The organism is Novosphingobium rosa NBRC 15208, assembly GCF_001598555.1.
Taxonomy (GTDB): domain Bacteria; phylum Pseudomonadota; class Alphaproteobacteria; order Sphingomonadales; family Sphingomonadaceae; genus Novosphingobium; species Novosphingobium rosa.
Genome location: NZ_BCZE01000041.1, coordinates 24,030 through 48,733, shown reverse-complemented (window position 1 = coordinate 48,733; position 24,704 = coordinate 24,030). Strand labels below are relative to the sequence as shown.

Genomic DNA, 24,704 nt, shown 5'->3' with positions numbered 1-24,704 from the left:
GTTTGACATCGATGTCGGAAACGTATGCGCCGATGTTGACATCGATGTCAAATCGAGACAGATCGCCGGTCAGACATGCCAACGGGCATGGAACAGGGAGATGATACATGGTACGGCATATGCTTGCCGCAAGCACGGCGCTTGCGGCTGTTGTGGCTTTCACGCCCGCTCTGCACGCCCAGACTGCTCCGGCCACCCAGACTGCCAATGACGGCACGCAGGTCGCCGAAATCGTGGTGACCGCCACCAAGCGCGAAACCAGCCTGTCCAAGACGCCGATCGCCATTTCGGCCTTCAGCCAGGATCTGCTCAACAAGCAGCAGGTCAAGGATGTGACCGGCCTGGCCCAGTATGTGCCCAGCCTGCACTTCGCCCAGCAGGGCGACCAGGGCGCCATCCTGCTGACCATGCGCGGCATCGGCAACGACAGCGCCTACACCGAAGTGGCCGACCCCGAAGTCGCCATCTATGTCGATGGCATCTACAGCCCGCGCGCCCAGGGCGCCTCGGCGCTGATGTACGACATGGAGCGCGTTGAAGTGCTGCGCGGCCCGCAGGGCACGCTGTTCGGCCGCAACGCCACCGTCGGCGCGGTCAGCCTCGTCACCGCCAAGCCCAAGTTCGACAAGCTTTCGGCCGAGGTCGAGGTGGTGGGCGGCGCCTACAACCGCTTCGGCATCCGCGGCATGCTGAACATCCCCGTCACCGACAATTTCGCGCTGCGCGCGGCCTTCATCACCGATCGTCATGACGGCTACATCGCCTATCAGCCCGCGCCCACCGGCCCCGGCATCAACCCCTCGGCCTATGTCACCAGCGGCAAGCGCTATTACGCCGGCGACCAGAAGTCGGCCCGCCTGAGCGCGCGCTGGGAACTGCCCAAGTTCCACTGGGATCTGACCGCCGAATACTACAAGGACGATGGTTCGCCGATCCTGTCGCTGCTGCAGACGCCGCGCCCCGGCACCTCCTTCTGGTCGGCCCAGATCGACACCGCGCCCGAGACCAACCGCTACTCGGTGGGCATCCGCTCGAACATGGGCTATGATCTGACCGATCACATCGGCCTGACCTACATCGCGGGCTGGTCGCGCGTGGGCGGCACGGCGGATTCCGACGCCGATGCCGGCGCCTTCCCGCCCACCGGCCCCACGGCCCCCGTCGATGCCTTCGGCGAGAACCGCACCGCCTTCTCGCGCTATGACTTCTGGAGCCATGAAGTTCAGCTCAAGTCGACCGGCAAGAACGCGATCGACTGGATTCTGGGCGGCTATTACAGCCATGAGGTCAACAAGATCCGCTTCGACATCGACCAGCGCAACGGCTATCGTGACGGCACCTTCAACTGGGCCGGCACCTTCATCCAGGCCGATCGCTCGATCGACTCCGCCGCCGCCTTCGGTCAGGCCATCTGGCACGCGACGGACAAGATCAACTTCACCGGCGGTCTGCGCTTCACCCATGACCAGAAGCGCGACGTCGGTGGCCGCAACGTGACCTTCAGCGGCTGCCCCTCGACGCTGACCGGCGCTCAGGCCGCTGCCTGCGCCGCGGCCATTCCCAACATTCCGGGCATCTTCAACCTTGACCTCAACGGCGCGGGCAATGCGCAGGATGTGGTCAACCAGCTGAACGCCCAGACCGCGCAGTATGGCAACCTCTGGGGCATCTCGAACAACGACACCCATGGTTCGTGGAACAAGCTGACCTGGCTGGCCCGCGCCGACGCGCAGGTGACCGACAGCACGCTGGCCTATGCCAGCGTGAGCACCGGCTTCAAGTCGGGCAACATCGAGGACGGCGGCCTGCTCGCCGGTCCCGAGACGCTGACCAACTATGAAATCGGTTCGAAGTCGCGCTTCTTCGGTGGCCGCGCCACGCTGAACCTTGCCGCCTATTACAGCAAGTTCACCGGCTATCAGGTCAATCAGGCGATCACCACGCGCGATGCCAATGGCAACATCGTGGGCAGCCAGATCGTCACCACCAACGCCAAGGGCGCCAAGTCCTACGGCTTCGAAGCGGAACTGACGGCCAACATCACCCGCAACGACCGCCTGAACCTGGCGGCCACGGTGCAGAAGACCAAGCTGGACGACCTGATCACCGTCGACAACCGCATCTACAACAACACGCCCGCCAACCTTGAGAACCTCAAGGGCAACGAGCTGCCGCATGCGCCGCGTTTCTCCGCAACCGCGACCTATGAGCATGATGTTGTGATGGACAATGGCGGCAAGCTGACGCCCCGCTTCACCCTGCACTATGAGACCCGCAGCTGGTTGAGCTACTTCAACGGCGACGTTGCCAGCCGCTATGCCGCCGCCAATCAGGCGGGCAAGGGTCTGCTGGGCACCGGCTTCGATCAGCAGAAGGCTTTCGCCAAGATCGACATGGGTCTGGCCTACACCATGCCCGGCGGCAAATATATGGTCGAGGCCTTCGTCCAGAACCTGACCGACCACCACATCCGCACCAGCGGCGGCGTGTCGGGCCCGACGAACAACCTGCCGCCGGTCTATCTGTCGAACTACGAGCCGCCGCGCACCTGGGGCGTTCGCCTGCGCGGCAGCTTCTAACCTGCTGTTTCATCCGGAGCGCGCCCAGCAACTCCGGATGACACGCACAGCCACCGCCGTTCTGATCCCCCCCGTCGGCGGTGGCTGTGCCCTTTCTCCGGCCCAGATCTGGGCCGGAGAGCTTTTTCTTCCAAAATCTTCCCATGAGGCCTGACCATGCGCCTGCCCGCGATCACTTTCGCCTCCATCGCGCTGGCCGCTTTGGCCATTGCCCTGCCTGCTGGCGCCACCCCGGTTGCCGCAAAGGCCGTTGCGACCAAACCCGCTTCCACCGCGAAGACCAACCCCATCTGGCAGGACCGCAAGCTGGACGCGCAAGCCCGCGCCACCGCTCTGCTGGCCGCCATGACTCAGGCTGAAAAGCTTCAGCTGGTCCGCACCTATTTTCCGCCCTTCACCATGGGCAAGCCGGGCATGCCGACGGACATGATCCCCTCGGCGGGCTATATGCCGGGCATCCCGCATCTGGGCATCCCGACCCTGCGTGAGAGCGACGCCAGCCTCGGCGTCGCCAACCAGGTCGAGCAGCGCAAGGGCGACGTCGCCACGGCGCTGCCCTCCAGCCTTGCCACCGCCGCCAGCTTCGACGCTGATGTCGCCTATGCCGGTGGCCGCATGGCCGGGGCCGAGGCGCGCGCAAAGACCTTCAACGTGCTGCTGGCCGGCGGCGTCAACCTGACGCGCGATCCGTGGGGTGGCCGCGATTTCGAATATCTGGGCGAAGACCCGGTGCTGGCGGGCAATCTTGCCGGGGCCAGCATCGCGGGCGTGCAGAGCAACCACATCATCTCCACCGTCAAGCATTTCGCGCTCAACGCGCAGGAGACGGGGCGGATGATCGCGGATTCGCATCTCGACTGGACCGCGCTTCACGAAAGCGATCTGCTGGCCTTCAACATCGCCATTGCGCGCGGCAAGCCCGCCTCGGTGATGTGCGCCTACAATCTGGTCAACACCGAGCATGCCTGCGAAAGCCATGAGCTGCTGACGACCGTGCTGCGCGGCGACTGGCACTATCAGGGCTTCGTCATGTCCGACTGGGGCGCGGTGCATTCGACGGTGAAGGCCGCCATGTCCGGCCTCGACCAGCAGTCGGGCGAGGAGCTGGACAAGGAAATCTACTTCGGCGAACCGCTGAAGGCTGCGCTGGCCAAGGGCGACGTGCCCGCCAGCCAGTTGGACGCCATGGCGCGCAATGTGCTGACCGGCATCTTCGCCAGCGGCCTCTATGACAATCCCACGCCGGTGACGGCGCAGCCCATCGATTACACCGCTCACGCCGATGTGGCGCAGAAGGCGGCGGAAGAGGGCATCGTGCTGCTCAAGAACGCGGGCGTGCTGCCGCTGGCGGCCAGCGTCAAGAAGATCGTGCTGATCGGCGGCCATGCCGATGTCGGCGTGCTATCGGGCGGCGGGTCGTCGCAGGTGCGTTCGGTCGGCGGTGTGCCGGTGGAAATTCCGCTGAAGGGTGGCCCGGCTGCCGGCTTTGCACGCACGACGTGGCACAATTCCTCGCCGCTGCAGGCGCTGCGCGCGCTGCTGCCCTCGGCGCAGATCACCTATGTCGATGGCAGCGATCCGGCTGCGGCGGCACAGGCTGCTGGGCAGGCCGATCTGGCGCTGGTCTTCGCCACCCAGTGGCGCACCGAGGCCGAGGATATTCTCGACCTCAAGCTGCCCGACAATCAGGATGCCCTGATCGCCGGTGTGGCGCAGGCCCAGCCCAAAACCGTGGTGGTGGTGGAAAGCGGCGGCCCGGTGCTGATGCCCTGGCTGGGCAAGGTGGGCGCGGTGCTGGCCGCCTGGTATCCGGGCCAGCGCGGCGGCGAGGCGATCGCCAATATCCTGCTGGGCAAGGTCAACCCCTCGGGCCATCTGCCGATCACCTTCCCGGCCAGCGAGGGACAAGCCCCGCGTCCCGCGCCCATCGGTCTGGAGATCGTGAAGGCGGATGACGCCGCCTCCAACGCCGGTTCGGCGGGCGGGCAGGCCAAGAGCTTCGTGGTGGATTACCGCGAGGGCGCCGATGTCGGCTATCGCTGGTACGCCAAGCAGGGCCTGAAACCCCTGTTCCCCTTCGGTTACGGCCTGAGCTACACGCAATTCGCCTTTGGTGGCTTTGCCGTGACGCAGGGCGCGAAGGGGCCGATGGTCAGCCTCGATGTCACCAACAAGGGGCAGGTGGCTGGCGCCGCCGTGCCACAGGTCTATGCCACGTTGCCGGGCGGCGGCACTGCGCGTCTGGTAGCCTATGGCCGCGTGCAGCTGGCGCCGGGCGAGACGCGCCATCTGACCCTGCCGGTCGAGATCCATGCGCTGGCCCATTGGCAGGCGGCCGCGCGCAACTGGCGCATCGAGGCGGGCGACTATCGCCTGACTCTGGGCGCTCAGGCCGGTGACGAGCAGGCCGCCAAGACCCTGCATTTGACGCAGGCCACGCTTCCCGCCGCTGTGCGGTAAAGCGCGGGCGGCGCGTAAACAGGCTCCGGGGCGGCATCCCTCCGCCGCTCCGGAGTTTTTTTTGGCCTGCGGATACATCCCCCCCAGGGGGATAGGATTCCCGTCATGATGCTGCTAGGCAGCCGGCATGACGAATCTGACCGAGCTTCTGCAACAGGGCGCCACGCATAGCTGGCTGTTCATTCCCACCGCCATCCTGCTGGGCGCGCTCCACGGGCTGGAGCCCGGCCATTCCAAGACGATGATGGCCGCCTTTATCATCGCCGTGCGCGGCACGGTGCGGCAGGCGGTGCTGCTGGGCCTGGCGGCGACGTTGTCGCATACGCTGGTGGTCTGGCTGGTGGCGCTGGGCGGCATGTGGCTGCTGGGCGGGCTGAACGCGCAAAGCACCGAGCCTTATTTCCAGCTCGCCTCAGGCCTGATGATCGCGGCGATGGCGCTGTGGATGCTGTGGCGCATCCGCCGCGAGCAGCATGGCCATCATCACCACGATCATGAGCATGATCACCATCATCACCATGGGCGCAGCCACGGCCATCACCACCATGATCACGAACATCACGATCATCATCACGCCCCGGCCATGACCGCGGATGAAGAACACGGCCTCGAACTCGTCACCGGCCATCACGCCGATGCCCATGAACGCGCCCATGCCGAGGACATTCGCCGCCGCTTCGCCAGCCGCAATGTCACCACCGGCCAGATCGTGATCTTCGGCCTGACCGGAGGCCTCGTGCCATGCCCCGGCGCGATCACCGTGCTGCTGCTGTGCCTGCAACTCAAGCGGCTGGTGCTGGGCGCGGTGCTGGTGCTGGGTTTCAGCGTCGGACTTGCGCTCACCATGGTCAGCTCGGGGGTGATCGCCGCCCTCAGCATCAAACATATCGCACGCCGCTGGGACGGCTTCGGCGATCTGGTGCGCCGCGCGCCCTATGCCTCGGGCCTGCTGATTCTGGTTGTCGGCCTCTATGTCGCGGTGCATGGCTGGCTCGATATCCCCCGCTGACGAGAGCAACCATGAGCCACGCCTCCAACCCCGATCTGCTGAACCGGCTGAAGCGTGCTCAGGGCCATCTCGCCAAGATCATCGAAATGGTCAGCGAAGGGCGCGACGGCCTGCAGATCGCGCAGCAGATGCAGGCGGTGGTCTCGGCGCTGGACAAGACCAAGACGCTGCTGGTCACCGACCATATCGAGCACCATCTGGAAGATCTGGTCGGCCCGCTGCCTCGTGCCACGCGTGACGAACTGGCCAAGCTGGGTGAGCTGGCGCGGTATCTCTAAAGGGGGTTTGAAGGAGACAATGCGAGGGCCATCGCCCTCGCGCTCCCTTTACTGTCCACGTCGCGCATCGGGTTCGGCCTTGCGCCCAGATTGCCGCGCCGCAGGCAGAAATGATGTTTTCATGCCTGCGGCGCTTTACGCTGCGCAGGTGGAGAGGCCGGGCGCTCCATTTCGGCGCCACCGCCATCTCGTCGGAAGACGTTCCGGGAGCGCGAGGGGATAATCCCCTCGCATCTTCCCTTTTTTCTTACTTCAACGCGAACTCTTCCAGGGGAAGTCCAACTGCTTCAACCCCAGCAGGTCCGGAGCTGAACGCATCGCCTCGGCGATCTGGGCGTTACAGGCGAAGCTGACGTTGAGCTGGTCGTGGCGGCCCATCTCGAACCATTCCACGATCACGCCGCTGTCACTCCCCGCCGGAGCGGTGCAGGCGGCAAGCTGACGGCCCTGCGGTCGATAGGCGGCCAGCCTGGCGGAGAAAGCGGCGGCGCGCTCCGGGGTCACGCGGGCGGTATAGCGGCGATAGCGCCAGTCGGTGTTGCTGCCCGTGAAGTGGCCGCGCTCGATCAGCACCTTGCCGCCGGGCGAGACGGAGATTTTCAGCGACTCGCAGGCGCCGCATTGCGTGCCGGGCGTGCTGGCGAAGGTGACGATGGCACTGGCGCTGCCGGGCGCGGCCTCTGCCACGGGAGCGGCGGGAGGCGGTGGCGGCGCAGGCGTGCGATCGACGGTCGGAGCGTTTTGCGGAATGGGTTCGCGCACCGGGGCAGCGGGTTCGGGCGCGGTCTTCTCGGCGTTGCGCGCAGCCCTCTTGTCCTGAGCGTCCTGAGCGCGCTGGGCCTTGGCCTCGGCTGCGGCTTGAGCCTTGCGGTCGCGCGCCTCGGCCTTGCGCGCGGCGGCGTCTGCCTTGCTGGTGTCGGGGGCAGGGGCAGGGGCGGGTTCCGGAGCCGGTGCGACCGGAGCGGGCGCAGGCGCTGGCGCCACAGCAGCGGGCGGGGGAGGAGGCGGTGTCGGCGCAGGCTCGGCCCGGCGCGGCGGCGGCGCTGGCGCCGGTTCCGGCGCGGGGGTAGGCGCAGGCCTTGTCACGGGCCGGACCGCGCTGTCGTCTTGTCCCCGCGCGCGTTCGGCGCCCTCGCGGAAATGGGCGCAGCCGCCGGTGACGGAAAGAGCCATCAGGCACAGGGCCAGGCTCATCGAGCGATGGGGGGGCGTAAAGCGTTTCACGAACCCTGCTATGCCCGGCCCCGCGCCGCCGTGCAATCGCCAGAGCAGTGCCAAATCGCTGATATGCGTCTTTCTCCGGCACCCGAAGGTTCCATCCGTCCGCCGCGCTTTCCGTGCAGTACAACGAGCCGTTCAGGTTATAATTCGGATTTTCCGTTCGGCAGGCGATGGCGGCGATAGCGCCGTTTCCGCCCGGGAAACGGGGGTTTCATCGATCGGCCGGCGCCAACTTTTCCAAGTTTTTCAGCTGGAATCGTGGTTGAAGCATAAATGTCACAGTTGCGCGCCGCTTGATGTCAGGGGGGAACCGCTGCCCTCCGATAGGCTTCATCCCCATGACGGTCCCGATGGCCCGGCTCACCAATTCAGTGATGAAGTGGTGCTTTTGGAGCAAGGCATGAAACAGGTTTGAGGTTTGGCGGATGCGCCTGCCGGAAAGACTGGTCGCTGACAGGACCGCTCTCTTTCCACCCCGACAAGACACCAGATGATCTGGGTAATTCGCAGGATGCCGGACTCGGTCCGGCGTTATTGGAGTTGTGCATATGAAAAAATTCGCTCTTCTGGCGGCTGCATGCGTCAGCCTCGTGCCCGCTGCCGCTTTCGCGCAGGACAGCGCCCCCGCTTCTGCTTCGGAGACGCCCCCGGCCGCTGCGCCCGATGACAGCGGCCCCAAGTCGCCCGACGGCTCCAAGGCTTTCGGCATCGAGCCCTATGTCGGCGTGCTGGGCGGTTATGAAAGCTTTGATCATCGCAGCCAGTTCGGTGCCTCGCCCAACCATGGCACGCTCAATGGCGCGCTGATCAGCGGCGTGGTGGGTGTCAACGTGCCGCTTGGGCCGGTCTTCGTCGGCGTGGAAGGCAATGGCACCAAGGGCTTCAACGACATCAACTGGGAATATGGCGTGAAGGGCCGCATCGGCGCGCGTGCCGGTGACAGCGGGCTGATCTATGTCTCGGGCGGTTATGAGTGGATCAACCCCCACAACAACCGTGGTTTCGCCGATCACAGCAATTGGGTCTATGGCGTGGGTGTCGAAGTCGGCCCCAAGGACATCGGCCTGAAAGGTGCCACCGGCCGCGCCGGGCCGCGCCTGCGCCTTCAGCTTGATACGGTGGACTTCCACAGCCTGCGCCCGATGGGCGGTGTGATCTTCCACTTCTGATCCCCCCAACTGAAAGGCGGTCCGGTTCTGCTGCCGGGCCGCCTCTCTTTTTGGGGGCTACAGGCTGGACGCCTTGAAGGTGTCGCACTGGCCCGGATCGCCGGTCTCCAGCCCCTTGCGCAGCCAGCGCATCCGCTGCTCCGAGGAACCATGGGTGAAGGCCGCCTCCACCGGGGTGCGCCCCGCCGCCTTCAGCAGCACATCGTCGCCGATCTGATGCGCGGCGTTGAGCCCGCTTTCCATATCGCCCGCCTCCATCCGGTCCTTGTTGCGCGCGGCCCAGACGCCCGCATAGCAATCGGCCTGCAGCTCCAGCCGCACCGAGAGCGGATTGGCCTGATCGGGATTGGCCTGCTGCAGGCGGTTCACCTTGCTTGAGGTGCCCAGCAACTGCTGCACATGGTGGCCATATTCATGGGCGATCACGTAATCGCGCGCGAACTGGCCACCTGCGCCCAGCTTCTGCTCCATCTCGCGGTAGAAATCGGTATCGAGATAGATGCCCTGATCCGCCGGGCAGTAAAACGGCCCCATCGCGCTCTGCGCCGCGCCGCAGCCCGAGGAGCCGCGCTGCGCATAGAACACCAGCCTTGGCTTGTCGAAGCTGTGGTTGCGCGCGGTGAACAGCGTGCGCCATGTCTTGTTGAGCGAGGAGAGCGCATTGCAGCTTTCCTTGCTGAAGGCGTCCACCGTGCAGCTGCTGGCGGCGTCCTTCCCGCTTTCCACCGGAGCGCGCTGCGGGGCGGGGGCGTAGGCTTGCTGTCCCCCCTGTTGTCCGGCGCCGCTCACCAGCCCCAGCACGCTGAGCGGATTGATCCCCAGCGCCCAGGCGCCCACCATCAGCAGGGCAATCGTGCCAAGGCCAAGGCCTCCGCCGCCCAATTGGAAGCCCTGTCCGGAAAAGCCTCCGAAGCCGCCAAAGCCGCCGCCCTTGCCGCGCTGATCCTCGACATCCACATCGTTCGGGTCGAAATCGTCGAGGCGCATGTGTTCAGATCCTGCAATCGGGAGGAAGGATGGTTTTGGGAAGAAGGGGAGGGATAGGCAAGTAAGAAGGAAAGAAAATGCGAGGGGATTATCCCCTCGCGCTCCCATGACGTCTCCCGACGAAACCGCAGCGGTTCGCTATCGTTCCGTCCATCCTGTCCGTCAGGTCTTGCGGTGGTGTCTGCGGCCCCGGACATCGCGCAGGGTTGTCCCTTGCGGCACCGGGCGGCCCATGAATTTGGGCAGGGCAATCCGCTGCGACAGATAGATGCCATTATGGCCCGAACACAGGCAGGCCACAAAGCACGCCACCGCGATTGGCACCATATGTGTCGCGCCGAACAGCTCCAGCCCCATGATCGTGCAGGCCAGCGGCGTGTTGGCCGCTCCCGCGAACACCGCCACAAAGCCCAACCCCGCGAACAGATCCACCGGCGCCCCCATCGCCACGCCCAGAGCATTGCCAAGCGCCGCGCCGATGAAGAACAGCGGCGTCACCTCGCCGCCCTTGTAACCGCATGACAATGTGACCACCGTGAAGAGCATCTTGAACGCCCAATCCCACGGGTTGGCGGGGGCGGCAAAGAAGCCGGCAATCGTCGGCATGGCCGGATCGGGCGACCACACGCCCAGCCCCAGAAAGGCTCTTGTGCCCACGGCATAGGTCAGGCCGATCACCGCCAGCCCACCCACGATGCTGCGCAGCGCGGGATGCGGAATCACCTTCTTCAGCCAGCCGCCCAAGGCATGATTGGCCTCGGCGAAAGCCAGCCCGGCCAGCCCGAAAGCAACCCCGGCCAGCCCCGCCTTGCCCACCAGCAGTGGATCGAGCGGCGCCGCGCCATTGGGCCATGCCATAAAGGGAATGCGATAGGCGGTGTGCTGAATGCCCCACAGCCCGCAGGCCCAATCGCCCACCAGCGCCGCGATCATGCACGGGATCAGCGCGGCCATTTCGATCCGCCCCACCGCCAGCACCTCCAGCGCGAAGACGGCGCCCGCCAGCGGCGTGCCGAACACGGCGCCGAACCCCGCCGCGATGCCCGCCATCAGCATCAGCCGCAGCCCCCGCGCATTCAGCCGCGCCAGCCGCGCCGCCGTGCTGGCCAGCGACCCGCCCAACTGCACTGCCGTGCCTTCACGCCCCGCCGAGCCGCCGAACAGATGGGTGATCACCGTGCCCGCGAAGATCAGCGGCGCCATGCGCAGAGGCACGCCTGTGCCGGGCTCATGGATCTGATCGATCAGCAGATTGTTCCCTGCCTCCACGCTCTGGCCCAGCCAGCGATAGAGCAGGCTGACCGCCGCGCCGCCCAAAGGAAGCAAAAACAGCAACCACGGATGCGCAAAACGCATGTGGGTGACGGCGTCGAGGCTCCACAGAAAAGCGGCGCACAGCGATCCGACCGCCGCCGCCATGGCGACGAGCACCAGCAGCAGGCGCAAGGCTTGCAGGGCGCGATGCAGGCCAATCCGGGCCAGAGCGTGGAACAGCTGGTGAAAGGTCGCGCGCATGAGTCCTCCTTGTTGCCGAACGGCGAAAGGTAGGAATCATCAGCTCGCCAAAGGGTGGTTCGACGAGCGGTTCGGCGTCATGCCCGGCGGAAATCCATCGCCGTGGAGCGGCACATGCCTCACCAGTCGTTCGGCGTCAAGGTTGCAGGCCGGGCGAAAGGATGCGCTTTTTATGTTGCGGCGCAATAAATGCTTGTCGGACTCGGGGGCATCGACTAAGGGGCGATCCCGCTCGGAAATCAATGTCAATTGGTATTTTGTGCAGAGTTGCAATTTTTCATGCAACAGCAACAAATGGGCAGCGCCGCTTGCGCGAAAGATCGCCGACATTTCAAATCGCATGAGCGGTGGAAAGTGACATTTTCAGGACGAAATGTCTAAAATTGACACACAAATGACCCAGCGATGGAAATTTTATTTCAACTTTGTGAAATAACGCAAGGCATGCGAGTGTGACTGCCCTGTCAGGCACTGTGTTAATCGCGCAACATGAACGGGATCAACCAACTGACAGTGATGTAAGTCGCTGGCGTAAGCCTATTAGAGTAAGCCATAAAGCTGTCACGGACCTGAACGGACTCGGATTTCGATCCGGCATGCTGGGCACATGCCAAAGATCGTGATCATTCAACGATGTGCGGGAAGGGTTAACAGGGGGCGGGAAGAGACTTGGGACTCTATCCACTTCATGAGGTGACAATGAATACTCGCATGAATCATGCGCTTAAGACGGGCGTCGCTACGCTCGTTCTGGGCACTGCGCTGATCGCCACTTCGGCTTTCGCACAAAACGCTGCTCCGGCGGCACAGGGCGCTTCGGCTGACAAGCCCGCTGAGGACACCGGCCCGACCATCGTGGTCACCGGCTCCATCACCAAGAACCCCGCGGCCGCCACGGCATCGCCGCTGGTGGTGCTTTCGGCCGAGACCCTGACCTCGCGCGGCATCAACACCGTCTCGGGCGCTCTGCAGAGCATCGCCGCCAACAACGCCGGCACGCTGCCGAGCAGCTGGTCGAGCCATGGCTTCGCCACCGGCGCCAGCGCTCCGTCGCTGCGTGGTCTGAACAACGGCTACACGCTGACCACCTTCGATGGTCTGCGCAGCGCCCTGTTCCCGATGGCTGACGACGGCGTGCGCAACTTCGTCGACCTCAACACCATTCCGGACTCGATCGTCGATCGCGTGGACGTGCTGCAGGACGGCGCCTCCTCGACCTATGGCGCTGACGCCGTGGCCGGTGTGGTCAACGTGATCGTCAAGAAGCAGATCGTCGGTCTGCACGTCAACGCTTCGGGCGGCATCGCCCAGCGCGGCTATGGCGCCGAAGGCCGCTTCGACGCGACCTGGGGCAAGGGCCGCCTGGAAGAAGACGGCTACAACTTCTACGTCAACGGCGAGTATCAGCATAACGCCGCCGTTTACATGAACCAGCGCGGCGGCAAGTGGGGCACTGCCGATCAGAGCAACATCTGCGACGCGGTCGGTTCGTGCCTGAAGAATGGCGTCATCAACGGCATTCAGGGCAATGGCGCCTACACCGCTTTCGACGCGGCCAAGAGCGCGACCACGGTCGGCTTCGCTCGCGCCTATGACATCAGCGGCACGACCGCAGCCACGGCCGCGAACAGCGCCAGCCGCTGGTCGCAGATTTCGCCCGCGACCGGTTGCCAGGGCCTGACCGCCAAGGCGCTGACCCCCACCCAGCAGGGCACCATCAGCCCCAGCACGGTGTGCCAGCAGGATCTCACCAAGCAATACGGCATGTATTCGCCCGAGATCACCCGTATCGGCGCCAACGCGCGTCTGACGGCGAACCTGACCGACCGTATCCAGGTCTATGGCATGTTCAACTTCGCTGAAGCCAAGACCTTCAGCTCGGGCAATCCGCGTAACTTCAGCTCCAAGACCGCATCGGGCACCACCGATCTGGGCACGCTGCTGCTGCCGGTTTATGTCTGCCCCACCGGCGTGGGCAACAAGAACCCCTCGCTGACGGGTTGCAATGCCGGCAACGGCACGCTCAACCCCAACAACCCCTATGCCGCCAACGGCCAGTATGCTCAGGTTTCGGGTCTCTATGACCGCCCGATCGAGAGCTACACCGACGCCAAGACCTACCGCTTCTCGGGCGGTATCTCGGGCGACTTCGGCAAGGGCTGGAACTTCGACCTCGAAGGCACCACCTCGTGGGTCAACATGGACCTGACGCAGCTCAACTACATCAACGCCCAGCACCTGTTGAACCTGATCGCGACAGGCGGCTACAACTTCGGTGACCAGAGCCAGAACACCCAGGCCGCGCGCGACTATCTGGCGCCCGCCGTCCACACGGTGAACCGCTCGAAGCTGACGCAGTTCCAGGGCACCATCAACCGCGACTTCTTCAAGCTGCCCGGCGGCGACCTGAACATCGCCGTGGGTGCGGCCTATCGCTTCGAAAGCCTGAACCAGCCCAGCGCCAACCCCGATGACGCCTATTATGGCATCAACGCGGTCAGCACCGCCGGTTCGCGTCGCGTCTATTCGGGCTTCTACGAAGTCACCGCGCCGATCCTCTCGAGCCTGAAGCTGAAGGCCGACGGTCGCTATGACAGCTATTCGAGCGGTCAGAGCAACTTCTCGCCCAAGTTCGAGGCGCAGTTCCAGCCGATCAAGGAGCTGAAGTTCCGCGGCACCTTCTCGAAGGGCTTCCGCATCCCGAGCTTCAACCAGTCGAACGGTCTGCCCACCACGGGTTATTCGACCAAGACGATCACCTGCTCGAACCCGATCTACACCGCCTTCTGCGCGGCGCATGCCAGCGCTCCCACCTACTTCAACGGTGTGGGCACGGATCCCAACGACCCGACCAAGGGCACGGGCACCTATTCGCTGGGCGTGACCGCGGTGGGCAACCCCAATCTGCGTCCCGAGAAGTCGACCTCCTTCACGGTGGGCACGGTCTTCACGCCGAACCGTCACCTGACCCTGACGGCCGACTTCTGGCACACCAAGATCACCGACATCATCGTGTCGGTGAGCGACCCGACGCCGGCGCTGACCCAGTATTTCACCAACAATGGCGTGGTGAACATTCCGGGCATCTCGGTCACCCAGAACAGTGCTGACGCGCAGAACCCCAATGCTCTGCCGCTGATCCGCACCATCGTGGCCTCCTACACCAACGCCGACTCCGAAGTCGCTTCGGGCATCGACGTGAGTGCTTCGGCGCGTTACGATCTGGGCCATGGCGTGCGCTTCACCAGCCAGTTCAACGGTTCGTGGCTGACGAAGCTGGCGCTGACCTCGGGCGGGACCGAGTTCCGTTACGACGGCACGCTGGGTCCGTGTGAAACCACCTCCTGCTCGGGTGCTCCGCACTTCCGCGCGGTGTGGGCGAACACCTTCGACTTCGGCCCTGAGCAGAAGTACAGCCTGACGCTGACCGGCAACTACACCAGCGGCTATTCGGAGACCGCCACCGACGACGGTGACACCTACAAGGTCTGCGAAGTGGGCGCCGGTGACGTGGTGGGTTACAGCGGCACCAACAACCCGGTGATCTGCAACACGCACCCCACCTTCACGATCGATCTGCACACGCAGGCCAAGGTCAACAAGAACTTCCTCATCTATATGGATGTGAAGAATCTGCTCGACTCTGGTCCGGTCTACGATCCGGCTGCTGGTTATCAGCTGTATCAGTTCAACCCGGCCTGGGGTGACTCGAACTACATCGGTCGCTTCTTCCGCGTCGGCGCGAAGATCGACTTCTAAATCTCGGCCCACAAGGCTTGAGCTTTTGACAAAGGGAGGGGCGGTCCGATGGGCCGCCCCTCTTTTATGCGTCTGGCAGGGGCTTGTTGATGTGTGTGGGGTAGGGATGGCGCCCATGCAGGACGATCACGCCAGACGCATCTGGGCCACCATGCCTCCGGGCCTCAAACGCCTGTCGCGCCCGCCGGTGCGGGTTCTGGGCGTCACCCTGTTCCACGCGCGTGTGCCCGATGCCACGGCTCTGGCCTTTCTGATGGGCCATTACTGGGATGCCGAGAATGAGGTCTGGCGCTGGGATGGCCGGCTCAAGCCGGACACGTTCGACAGGCTGCGCGGCGGCCATCTGCCGATGGCGGGCCGCATCGCCGAGATGGTGAGGAGCAGGGCGCTGCCCTGATGGCATTAATGTCGGCAGGCACAAAAAAGCCCCCGGGGATGACCCGGGGGCTTTTTCTGAAACCTGCCCCGCGCCTGCCTGAGCCAACGCGAGGGAAGGGGGATCAGCCGTTGACACGGCTCCGGCTGGCGAAGACGCCGAATGCCGCGATGATCGCATAGCACAGGGCGGGCAGGGCCAGCGCCATCGGCAGGCTGTGGGTGACATCGGCGAACTTGCCGGTCAGCGGCGGGATGATCGCGCCGCCCACGATGGCCACGTTGATGATGCCCGAACCGTCGGCGGCGGCTTCGCCAAGGCCTTCGCAGGCGAGGCTGAAGATCGTAGGGAACATGATCGAGTTCATCAGGCCGATCAGCAGCAGGCTCCACGCCGCGACCGGGCCGCTGGTGTTGGCCGAGATCACGATCAGCAGGATCGAACCCACCGCGTTGCAGGCCAGCACCTTGGCGGGGCTCACCATGCGCAGCACGGCCGAGCCGGCGAAACGGCCCACCAGCGCGCCGCCCCAGTACCAGGGGATGTAGGTGGCCGCCGCTGCGGCGGTCACGCCCAATACGGTGGGCAGCTGGAAATAGTTGACGATCAGCGAGCCGACCGAGACTTCCGCGCCCACATAGAGGAAGATGCAGGCCGCGCCGAAAGCGAAGCGCGGCTGGCCCAGCAGCTTGAGCCCGTCAAGGAAGCTGCTGTGGGCGTGATGCTCGTTCTTCAGGGCGTTGCGGTTGCCCCAGACCACCAGCGCCACCACCGCCAGCGCGATGGCAAGGCCGATGTAGGTGTGCACCACCGTCTGCGTCTCGGCGATGCGATAGAGGTCGAGCGCCTCGCCGCTCAGATCCTCGGCCTTTACCTTGGCCAGCTGGCCCAGGATCAGCGCGCCGCCCACCAGCGGAAACAGCACCGTGCCCAGCGAGTTGAAGGCCTGCGCGAAGGTCAGGCGGCTCGATGCCGTTTTGGCCGGGCCCAGCAGCGAGATCAGCGGGTTGGTGACGATCTGCACCATCACCACGCCGCCCGCCAGCACGAAGAGCGCGGCCAGAAACAGGCCATAGGTGGCATGCTGCGAGGCCGGGATGAACAGCAGGCAGCCCGCCGTCATGGTCAGCAGGCCGACCACCGCGCCGCGCATATAGCCGATGCGCTTGACCAGCGCCGCGCCGGGCAGGCCGATGATGGCATAGGCGGCGAAGAAGGCCGTCTGCACGAACATCGCCTGCATGTAATCGAGCGTGAAGAGTTCCTTCAGCTTGGGGATGATCACATCGTTGAGGCTGGTGATGCCGCCGAAGATGAAGAACAGGCCCATCACGAACAGGCGCAGCTGAGGCGCATTGACGTTGCCGCTGTCCTCATCGCTGACGGAAGGATCGGTGCTGGACGATGCATTGGGCATCAGGGCCACGGGGTTACTCCTCTCTGCCCGGCGGGCGCGGGGCCACCGGGGATCATGCTGCTCGCCATGGTCTCGTCCATGGTCGGTTTCGCCGATCACATCGCCCGTTTGCCGGAGGATGGCCAGAGCTTTCTTGGCTAAGGTGCCCTTATTGCGTCAGGAATAGGTCTGCAGGTAGCGCAATCAGGCGGCGACACCGGCCTGTGGCGCGGCCTGATCCGACGTGTTGGCGGCCAACGACCGTGGCGCGCTGGTCAAGGGCTTGGGATAGCCGAAGAGATAGCCCTGGCCCTCGTCGCAGCCTTCGCGGCGCAGCAGTTCGAGCTGCTCTTCGGTTTCCACACCCTCGCACAGCACGGGGATGTCCAGGCTGCGGCCCAGCGCCAGCACGGTGCGCATGATCGCGGCGCCCTGCGGGCTGGCGGCGGCGCTGTGCAGCAGCGACTTGTCGATCTTCAGCTTGTCGAAGGGGAAGGCGTGCAGCGTTTCGAGCGAGGCATAGCCCGTGCCGAAATCATCCATGGCGATGGCGATGCCCAGCGCCTTGATCTGGCGCAGCACATGCAGCGCGCGGGTCTTGTCCGCGATGATGGCGCTTTCGGTGATTTCCAGCTCCAGCCGGTGGGCGGGCAGGCCGGTGTCGATCAGGATCTGGGCGATGCGCTGCGCCAGATCGGGCTGCTGCAGTTGCACGGGCGAGACATTGACCGCCACCTTGATGTCGCTGGCCCAGCGCGCGGCGTCGCGCGCGGCGCGGCGCAGCACCCATTCGCCGATGGCGAAGATGGCGCCGGTTTCCTCGGCCACGGGGATGAACTCCAGCGGCGGCACCATGCCGCGCAGCGGATGGCGCCAGCGCACCAGCGCCTCATAGCCGGTCAGCGCGCCGGTCCCGATGGCATGCTGGGGCTGGTAGAACAGGCAAAGCTCATCATGCGCCAGCGCATTGTGCAGATCGCCCGCGATGCGGCGGCGGGTGCGGGCATGCTCGTCCATGCCCTGTTCGTAATAGCAGATCGCCTCGCCACGGCTGGTCTTGGCGCGCTGCATCGCCAGATCGGCATTGTTGAGCAGCGCTTCGCGGTCACGCCCGTCCTCGGGGAAGATGGCGACGCCAAAGCTGGCGCGCAAAGGCATATCCGATTCACTGTCGCGGAAACAGGCGGAGAGCCGCTCGACGAAATCGGCCAGTTCGGCCTCGCTGGCGTAGAGGCGCGCGGCGGCGAAATCGTCACCGCCCAGCCGCGCGACGATCTCGCCCTCGCGGCAGGCGGCGGACAGGCGCCGCGCGGCCTCGATGATGGCGCGGTCCCCGGCGGCATGGCCAAGCCGGTCGTTGATTTCCTTGAAGCGGTCCAGATCCAGCGCCACCACCGCGACATGCCGGCCATGGCGCGCGGCATGCGGCATCTCGCGCGCGCACCATTCGTTGAAACGGGCGCGGTTGGGCAGGCCGGTCAGCGGATCATGCGCGGCCAGATGGGCGATGCGCGCCATCTGGCGGCGGCGCTCGGTCACATCCTCGAAGGTGACGACGCGCCCGCCATCCTCCAGCGCCCGGCTGGTGATGCCGACATGAAAATCCGCGTGGCATTCCACCATGATGCGCTGGCCGTCGGCGGTGTGCAGCGCCTGTTCCAGCAGAGATCGGATGGCGCCGCGCTCGACCACGCGCTGGCCTTCCATCAGCTGTTCGATGATCGGGCCGCAGCCGGTGCCGGGCAGCAGCATGCCCTGCGGAATGCCCCACATGGCGCAGAGCCGCGAATTGGCCAGCACCAGCCGGTGATCGCTGTCGAACAGGGCCAGTCCCTGATGCATGTTGTCCAGCGCGGTGTTGAGCTGGGCGCGCATCGCGGCATGGCCGTCCTGCTCCTCCTTCAGCCGTGTCATGTCGCGGGTGATCTTGGCGAAGCCCAGCGGCGCGCCATCCTTGTCGAGAATGCGCTCCAGCGTGACATGGGCCCAGAACTGGCTGCCATCCTTGCGGCAGCGCCAGCCTTCACCGGTGAACTTGCCCTGCGTGGTGGCCAGGCTCAAGGCGCGTTCGGGCAGGCCCGCCGCGCGGTCCTGCAGCGTGTAGAAGGCGGAGAGCGGCAGGCCGATCGCCTCGGCGCCTGTATAGCCCTTCAGCCGCTGCGCGCCGGGGTTCCAATAGGCCACGCGCCCCTCATTGGTGAGCATGTAGAGCGCGCAATCGGAAATGCCCTCGACCAGAATCGAGAGGGCGCGCTCGCTGTTGTGGATCGCGGCGGTGGCCCGCCGGCTCAGCAGCAGCGCCACCATCGCCGCCAGCAGCACCAGACAGGTGGCCAGCACCACCAGCGTGGCGATCGTTTCGGGCATCAGCAGCAGGCGCTCATGCGCGGTCATTCGCTGGGGGACCAGCGTGAAGGCGGCCATGCCGGTGAAATGCGTGCCTGTCACCGCCAGGCTGAGCAGCAGGCAGGCCTGCCACAATCGGTCCTGCCCCAGCGCCAGACGCAGCGCTGGATAGAGCAGCCCCACCACCATCAACACCGAGCCGCCGACCATCACCGGCCGCCACACCAGCCGCGCGGGCAGATCCAGCGCGCTGGCGCCGATATAATGCATCGCCGCGATGGCGAGGCCGGTGACGCAGGCCGCCACCGCAAGGCCGCTGCGCGAGGGAAAGCGCAGCGCCAGCGTCAGCCCCAGGGTCACGCCGGCCACCGCCACCACCAGCGAGGCTACCGTCAGCCCCGGTCGATAGGCCATGTCCAGCCCCGGCGTGTAGCCCAGCATGGCCACGAAATGCACCGCCCAGACGCCGAAGCCGGTCGAAACGCCGGCCGCCAGCGCCCATAATTCGCTGCCATGCTGATGGGCATGGCGCAGCAGCGTCAGCCCGCCCGTGGCGGTCAACAGGCAGATGATGATCGCCAGCAGGACGAGCGAAGGTTGATGCTGATCGACAAGGCAGAGATAGACAGAGGGCATCAAGGGTTCCGAAGGACCGAATCACCGCCACACACGGGCCGGTCCGCTAGGGAACCCTGCCGTCAGGAAGGTTAACAATTGGGAAAGCATGTTGGCCCTGAACGGTGAAAATGTAGGGGATGCTGCTGCTGGCAAGGCTGTGCTTCGCCCTTGATCCGGCGCGGTGCGGGCGTCTAATCACGCCGCCGCGTTTGAGAAAGAGCCCCTGATGACCGCCCTGCAGCCGCTGATCGATTGCATAGTATCGGATATGCGCAAGATGGAGGACAAGGGCCGCGTTGCGGATTACATCCCCCCGCTGGCGCAGGTCTCGCCCGACAAGTTCGGCATGGCGGTGGTGCTGGCCGATGGGCAGATGCTGACCGGTGGCGATGCCGAGGAGCCATTCTCGATCCAGAGCATCTCCAAGGTCTTCACCCTGACCCTTGCGCTGGGCACGGCGGGCGACCAGCTGTGGCGGCGCGTGGGGCGTGAACCGTCCGGCAGCGCTTTCAACTCGATCGTCCAGCTGGAGAACGAGAAAGGCGTGCCGCGCAACCCCTTCATCAACGCCGGGGCCATCGTGGTGTCCGACATGATCCTGGCCCGCCATGAGCCGCGCGAGGCCATCGGGCAGGTGCTGCGTCTGGTGCGCGATCTGGCGGGAGAGGACAGCGTCGCCATCGATGAGCATGTCGCCCGCGCCGAACTCGACACCGGCTTTCGCAATGAGGCGCTGGCCAATTACACCAAGGCCTTCGGCAATCTGCACAATGATGTCGATCGCGTGCTGGGCGTCTATTCGCACTGCTGCTCCATCGCCATGAGCTGCCGCCAGCTGGCGCTGGCCGGGCGATATCTGATGCTGGGCGGACGCAATCCGGAAACGGGACGTCAGGTGCTGTCTGCGCATCGCACGCGGCGCATCAATGCGCTGATGATGACCTGCGGGCATTACGACAATTCCGGCGAGTTCGCGTTCCGGGTTGGCCTGCCGGGAAAGTCCGGGGTCGGGGGCGGGATTCTGGTGGTGGCACCGGGGGTGGCCTCCATCGCGGTGTGGGCGCCGGGGTTGAATGCTCAGGGGAACTCCTTGCTCGGGTCTCTGGCGCTGGAGAGGTTGGCTGCCGGGGCCGGGTGGTCGGTGTTTGAAGGGGGTTGAAGAAGGTTGAAAGCAGGGGGTGTTACACCCCCTGCACCCCCGGAACGTCTCCCGACGAAACTGCATGTGTGATTGCGCCGTAACGCTTAACCTCTCCGCCTCGCAGGGAATGATTGCCTCCGGCGTTAGGACGTTTGCGCATGGTGGCCCCGTTGCACTTCCTCTGTGTCGGGAGACGTCATGGGGGTGCAGGGGGCGATGGCCCCCTGCTTATTCTCTTCCTGGAACAAACAAAAAAAGGCCACCCCCGGACTGGCGGGGATGGCCTTGAGTTGCGAGACGGCCCTGACGCAAGTCGATGGGCCGTGCCGGGTTCAGCTCTTGAAATCAGATATGTTGTCGCATCGTTGATGCGAAAAACCGGTTCCCACTTTTTCGCACGATGCTTCAGGCATGCGCGAAGGTCCGCACCATCTCCTCGCGCCCGCTGACCGAGGCGGCCAGCCCCGCGCGGCGGCGGCGGCCCAGCCATTCGCCAAGCATCTCGGCGCTGGTGTGGTCGAGCCCGGCGAGGGAATCGAGATCGAGGTGGACGGGCTTGTCGGCGGGCACATCCTCCAGCGCGCGGGTCAGGCGCGGCAGGGTGAGGAAGGTGGCCGCGCCGGAAAGGCGGACCAGGCGCGCTTCGCCTTCGGAGGCGGTGCCATGCTCGATCCCCAGCTTGAGGCGCGAGAGATGCGGCACAACCTCGATCAGCGAGAGGCCAAGGCCCACCAGCACGCCGGTCAGCAGGTCGGTGGTGACCACCAGCGCGAAGGTCGCGGCCCAGATCCCGGCGGGCACGGGGCCGTAGTTCTCGAAGAGATGGCGCACATGCTTGAGGCTGATCAGGCGCCAGCCCGTCACCACAAGGATGCCGCCCAGCGCGGCCATCGGCACCTCGCGCAGCACCCAGGGCAGCAGCGCGACAAGGGCCAGAATCCACACGCCATGCAGGATTGCCGAGGCGCGGGTCTGGGCCCCGGCCTGCACATTGGCGGAGGAACGCACGATCACGCCGGTCATCGGCAGGGCGCCGACCAGACCGCAGAGCAGGTTGCCCACGCCCTGCGCGCGCAGCTCCTTGTTGTAATCGGTGCGCACGCCGTCATGCATGCGGTCCACCGCGGCGGCGGAGAGCAGCGTTTCGGCGCTGGCGATGAAGGCGATGGCGATGGCCGCCGTGGCGATCGCGGGGTTGGCGAGGATCGGCGCGAAGAAGCCCGCGCCGGGCATGGCGAAGGCCGCCGAAATCGATTCCGGCACGCTGATGCGCGCGACCTCGAGCCCCAGCGAAGCGGCGACCGCCGTGGCGGCGACCACGCCCAGCAGCGCGCCGGGCACCAGCTTCAGCGAAGCGGGGCGCAGCTTTTCCCAGCCCAGCATCACCGCGATGGTCAGCAGGCCAAGGCCAAGGGCGATCTCGGTGGAGTGGGCGTCGGAAAAGTTGAGGCCCAGCACGCGGCCCGGCATGGCCGAGAGGTTGGCAAGCCCGTTTGACATCGGCTTGGCGTCGAACAGGATGTGGAACTGGCCCGCCACGATCAGCGCGCCGATGCCTGCCAGCATGCCATGCACCACGGCGGGCGACACCGCGCGGAACAGCCCGCCCAGACGCGCCACGCCGGCCACGAACTGGATCACGCCGGCCACCACCAGCATCGGCCCGAGCGCCGAAAGCCCATGGTCACGCACGAATTCGAAGATGATGACGGCCAGACCCGCCGCAGGCCCGCTGACCTGCAACGGCGAACCGGCCAGCATGCCGACGACGATGCCGCCGATGATGCCGGTGACGAGGCCCTTTTCGGGCGGCACGCCAGAGGCGATGGCGATGCCCATGCACAAAGGCATGGCCACCAGAAACACCACGATGGATGCGGTGAGGTCACGCACCGAAAGGCCCGGCACTTTCATGCCGGGCTTCTGGGTTGCGGATGAAGCGGGGTCGCCGCTCATTCGGCGGCTTCCGCCAATTGGGCGTCGGTCGCGATGCGGCGGGCGGCATGCAGAGCCACGGGCAGCGGCTGATCCTCGCGCAGCGGCACGAACTGGCCGGTGTCGCCGTCCAGCCCCAGCACCTGGCCGGCGTGGATGTCCACGAACCAGCCATGCAGCGCCATCTCGCCCTTGGCGATGGCCGAGGCCACCGAGGGATGGGTGCGCAGATGGGCGATCTGGGCGATGATGTTCTCAAGGCTGACGGCGCGCACGCGGGCCTTGTCATGCAGATGCGGCGAGGTGTTGCTGACGATATGCTCCGCCGCCGCGCCATGGCGCAGCCAGGCGGCGACATTGGGCATCGCCTCCAGACCGACGGGGTTGGAAAGCGCCTTCATCGCGCCGCAGTCCGAATGGCCGCAGACGATGATGTCACGCACGCCCAGCGCCACCACGGCATATTCTACCGTGGAGGAGACGCCGCCATTCATGGTGGAATAGGGCGGCACGATGTTGCCCGCGTTGCGGCAGACGAACAGATCGCCGGGCTGGGCCTGCAGGATCTGCTCGGGCACGATGCGCGAGTCCGCGCAGGAAATCATCAGCGCCTTGGGCTCCTGCCCCTCGCTGGTGAGTTTGGCGAACAGCTCTCCGCTGGCGGGGAAGGTGGTTTTTTCGAAGCTGAACACGCGGCCGATGAGGTCGTTCATGGTAGCACCTCTTATGTATTATCTATGGGGCGGCCCGAATGAGAGGGGAAATGGGGTACTCCCACCCGAGCCTTGTCCATGAATTTAGGGTGCGTGTTTTGCCCGCGATCCGCTGATGTGTAAGGAAGTGTTGCTGCGGTGCGGCAGAGATCTATAATGTTGAAAAACAATATAAATTAAAGAGAAAATGCGAGGGTCATCGCCCTCACGCTCCCTTTGATTGGCGGCGTGGGTGTCCTGTCGCCGGCGTTTGTTACGTGTTCGCGGGGCTGATGGCGCTTCAGCAGATGTGGACTGGAGTCTCATGGATCGAGACATCGATGGGGCAAGACGCCACCACATCTCCATCCGCCTGCACGGGCAGCGGATCGTCCGACTGCAGCGACAGCTGCGTGCAGGAAAAGGCGATCACGTTCTTGTCGCGAGCCACATCCGCGCCACCCAGCAGGCGCCAGTAAAAGCGGAGGAATTCGCGTCGGCCAGCCCGGCGCAGCGCGACAACATGCAGCTGGCCATCATCGCCCTTGGCCTGAGGCGCAAAGCTCCACGGCCCGGCATAGTAGCGCCCTTTGGCGATATAGACCGCTTCGCAGTCCCATGAGCGGCCATCGGCGCGCAGGGTGATCCGGTGCCTTGGCCATTTGTGCAACAGCCGCGCGACGGCGGCCACATAAGCAAAGCGGCCAAGCTGCTGCTTGAGAACGGAGGATGCCACGGAGGCAACCGCCAGACTGTCCGGCCCCACGCTGGCGCAGGCGAAAAACAGATTGTCGCCCGCCTTGACGGGGCTGTGCCGCCGCGTGGTGCCATGGACCAGCGCCTGCGCCAGACGTGCGGGGCGCCGGCCAAGCTTGCCTTCCCGCGCCAGCAGATTGACCGTTCCGGCGGGATAGATGGCGACGGGAAGCTCACGGTTGGCGCGCACCACGGCTTCCGCCACATGCCGCACCGTGCCGTCGCCCCCGGCGATGCAGATATGGGTGGCGGCAGGGTCGATGACTGGCGGCGTATCCACGCTGGGGGTGAGGTGGACGCGTGCGCCTGTGTCGCGGAAGGCCTGTTGCAGGCGGTCGATGGTCGCGTCGCTGTAGCTTCCGGCCTGCGGATTGTAGAAAAGCTGGACGGTTTTATGGATGCTCATGACCTGGTCCATCGGATATCGGGGGCAATCCGCAATCCGTTCTCGAATTGGCTCGCCAGCC

16 protein-coding genes and 1 riboswitch are annotated in these 24,704 nt (G+C 65.4%); of the genes, 8 read left to right on the top strand and 8 right to left on the bottom strand.

The annotated features are described in order from the left end of the window. Positions 1-107 precede the first annotated feature (107 nt). The 4 genes from SR3_RS16430 (at position 108) to SR3_RS16415 (ending at position 6,326) form a co-directional block, all read left to right on the top strand. Entirely contained in the window at positions 108-2,579 is a 2,472-nt protein-coding gene (locus tag SR3_RS16430) for a TonB-dependent receptor (RefSeq protein ID WP_068088460.1), read from the top strand. Positions 2,580-2,735: 156 nt separating this feature from the next. Further along, positions 2,736-5,039, top strand: a complete 2,304-nt coding sequence (locus SR3_RS16425; RefSeq protein WP_068088457.1) for a beta-glucosidase — start codon at positions 2,736-2,738, stop codon at positions 5,037-5,039. 127 nt (positions 5,040-5,166) lie between these two features. Then, positions 5,167-6,048 carry a nickel/cobalt efflux transporter gene (locus SR3_RS16420; RefSeq protein ID WP_068088454.1) on the top strand — a complete coding sequence of 294 codons (882 nt, stop codon included), beginning with the start codon at positions 5,167-5,169 and terminating at the stop codon, positions 6,046-6,048. A gap of 11 nt (positions 6,049-6,059) precedes the next feature. Beyond that, on the top strand, positions 6,060-6,326 hold the full coding sequence (locus tag SR3_RS16415) for a metal-sensing transcriptional repressor (protein ID WP_068088451.1): 267 nt from the start codon (positions 6,060-6,062) through the stop codon (positions 6,324-6,326). A gap of 252 nt (positions 6,327-6,578) precedes the next feature. Here the strand turns inward: SR3_RS16415 and SR3_RS31375 are convergent, their stop codons facing one another. Further along, positions 6,579-7,550: a hypothetical protein gene (locus SR3_RS31375; protein WP_157098905.1), complete on the bottom strand. Its 972-nt coding sequence runs from the start codon at positions 7,548-7,550 to the stop codon at positions 6,579-6,581. Between the two features lie 545 nt (positions 7,551-8,095). Here SR3_RS31375 and SR3_RS16400 point away from each other — a divergent pair. Continuing rightward, positions 8,096-8,716, top strand: a complete 621-nt coding sequence (locus tag SR3_RS16400) for an outer membrane protein (protein WP_068088442.1) — start codon at positions 8,096-8,098, stop codon at positions 8,714-8,716. A gap of 57 nt (positions 8,717-8,773) precedes the next feature. On the opposite strand, the gene ypfJ is transcribed toward SR3_RS16400, so the two are convergent. Continuing rightward, positions 8,774-9,703 carry a KPN_02809 family neutral zinc metallopeptidase gene (gene ypfJ / locus SR3_RS16395; protein ID WP_068088439.1) on the bottom strand — a complete coding sequence of 310 codons (930 nt, stop codon included), beginning with the start codon at positions 9,701-9,703 and terminating at the stop codon, positions 8,774-8,776. Between the two features lie 162 nt (positions 9,704-9,865). Then, the gene (locus SR3_RS16390) at positions 9,866-11,218 is read right to left on the bottom strand and encodes a voltage-gated chloride channel family protein (protein WP_068088436.1); all 1,353 of its coding nucleotides are present in this window, start codon (positions 11,216-11,218) and stop codon (positions 9,866-9,868) included. 23 nt (positions 11,219-11,241) lie between these two features. Beyond that, a riboswitch (Fluoride riboswitch) is annotated at positions 11,242-11,329 on the bottom strand. Between the two features lie 600 nt (positions 11,330-11,929). Here SR3_RS16390 and SR3_RS16385 point away from each other — a divergent pair. Both SR3_RS16385 and SR3_RS16380 read left to right on the top strand, forming a co-directional pair. After that, a complete protein-coding gene (locus SR3_RS16385) occupies positions 11,930-14,977 on the top strand; it encodes a TonB-dependent receptor plug domain-containing protein (RefSeq protein ID WP_068088433.1) in 3,048 nt (1,015 codons plus the stop codon). Positions 14,978-15,092: 115 nt separating this feature from the next. Continuing rightward, complete coding sequence (locus tag SR3_RS16380; protein ID WP_157098903.1) at positions 15,093-15,374, top strand: hypothetical protein; 282 nt, start codon at positions 15,093-15,095, stop codon at positions 15,372-15,374. Positions 15,375-15,477: 103 nt separating this feature from the next. Here the strand turns inward: SR3_RS16380 and SR3_RS16375 are convergent, their stop codons facing one another. Both SR3_RS16375 and SR3_RS16370 read right to left on the bottom strand, forming a co-directional pair. Continuing rightward, positions 15,478-16,779, bottom strand: coding sequence for a sugar MFS transporter (locus tag SR3_RS16375; protein WP_068088427.1), 1,302 nt, complete (start codon positions 16,777-16,779; stop codon positions 15,478-15,480). A gap of 174 nt (positions 16,780-16,953) precedes the next feature. Further along, entirely contained in the window at positions 16,954-19,731 is a 2,778-nt protein-coding gene (locus SR3_RS16370) for a bifunctional diguanylate cyclase/phosphodiesterase (RefSeq protein WP_068088424.1), read from the bottom strand. Positions 19,732-19,939: 208 nt separating this feature from the next. Here SR3_RS16370 and SR3_RS16365 point away from each other — a divergent pair, with 208 nt between their 5' ends. Beyond that, positions 19,940-20,872, top strand: a complete 933-nt coding sequence (locus SR3_RS16365) for a glutaminase (RefSeq protein ID WP_068088421.1) — start codon at positions 19,940-19,942, stop codon at positions 20,870-20,872. Positions 20,873-21,259: 387 nt separating this feature from the next. On the opposite strand, the gene SR3_RS16360 is transcribed toward SR3_RS16365, so the two are convergent. The 3 genes from SR3_RS16360 to SR3_RS16350 all read right to left on the bottom strand — a co-directional run bounded on the left by SR3_RS16360 (position 21,260) and on the right by SR3_RS16350 (position 24,643). Next, complete coding sequence (locus SR3_RS16360; RefSeq protein ID WP_068088418.1) at positions 21,260-22,768, bottom strand: SulP family inorganic anion transporter; 1,509 nt, start codon at positions 22,766-22,768, stop codon at positions 21,260-21,262. 38 nt (positions 22,769-22,806) lie between these two features. Then, the gene (locus SR3_RS16355; RefSeq protein WP_068088415.1) at positions 22,807-23,502 is read right to left on the bottom strand and encodes a carbonic anhydrase; all 696 of its coding nucleotides are present in this window, start codon (positions 23,500-23,502) and stop codon (positions 22,807-22,809) included. A 280-nt stretch (positions 23,503-23,782) separates the two neighbouring features. Continuing rightward, positions 23,783-24,643 carry a diacylglycerol/lipid kinase family protein gene (locus tag SR3_RS16350; protein ID WP_068088413.1) on the bottom strand — a complete coding sequence of 287 codons (861 nt, stop codon included), beginning with the start codon at positions 24,641-24,643 and terminating at the stop codon, positions 23,783-23,785. Positions 24,644-24,704 lie beyond the last annotated feature (61 nt).

Bases quoted from the DNA above. Each gene is read 5' to 3' on its own strand.
- SR3_RS16355 (WP_068088415.1), bottom strand. From the start codon at position 23,502: ATGAACGACCTCATCGGCCGCGTGTTCAGCTTCGAAAAAACCACCTTC.
- SR3_RS16370 (WP_068088424.1), bottom strand. From the start codon at position 19,731: ATGCCCTCTGTCTATCTCTGCCTTGTCGATCAGCATCAACCTTCGCTC.
- SR3_RS16430 (WP_068088460.1), top strand. From the start codon at position 108: ATGGTACGGCATATGCTTGCCGCAAGCACGGCGCTTGCGGCTGTTGTG.
- SR3_RS16415 (WP_068088451.1), top strand. From the start codon at position 6,060: ATGAGCCACGCCTCCAACCCCGATCTGCTGAACCGGCTGAAGCGTGCT.
- SR3_RS16350 (WP_068088413.1), bottom strand. From the start codon at position 24,643: ATGAGCATCCATAAAACCGTCCAGCTTTTCTACAATCCGCAGGCCGGA.
- SR3_RS16365 (WP_068088421.1), top strand. From the start codon at position 19,940: ATGACCGCCCTGCAGCCGCTGATCGATTGCATAGTATCGGATATGCGC.
- SR3_RS16380 (WP_157098903.1), top strand. From the start codon at position 15,093: ATGCAGGACGATCACGCCAGACGCATCTGGGCCACCATGCCTCCGGGC.
- SR3_RS16390 (WP_068088436.1), bottom strand. From the start codon at position 11,218: ATGCGCGCGACCTTTCACCAGCTGTTCCACGCTCTGGCCCGGATTGGC.
- SR3_RS16400 (WP_068088442.1), top strand. From the start codon at position 8,096: ATGAAAAAATTCGCTCTTCTGGCGGCTGCATGCGTCAGCCTCGTGCCC.
- SR3_RS16425 (WP_068088457.1), top strand. From the start codon at position 2,736: ATGCGCCTGCCCGCGATCACTTTCGCCTCCATCGCGCTGGCCGCTTTG.
- SR3_RS16385 (WP_068088433.1), top strand. From the start codon at position 11,930: ATGAATCATGCGCTTAAGACGGGCGTCGCTACGCTCGTTCTGGGCACT.
- SR3_RS16420 (WP_068088454.1), top strand. From the start codon at position 5,167: ATGACGAATCTGACCGAGCTTCTGCAACAGGGCGCCACGCATAGCTGG.
- SR3_RS16360 (WP_068088418.1), bottom strand. From the start codon at position 22,768: ATGAAAGTGCCGGGCCTTTCGGTGCGTGACCTCACCGCATCCATCGTG.
- ypfJ (WP_068088439.1), bottom strand. From the start codon at position 9,703: ATGCGCCTCGACGATTTCGACCCGAACGATGTGGATGTCGAGGATCAG.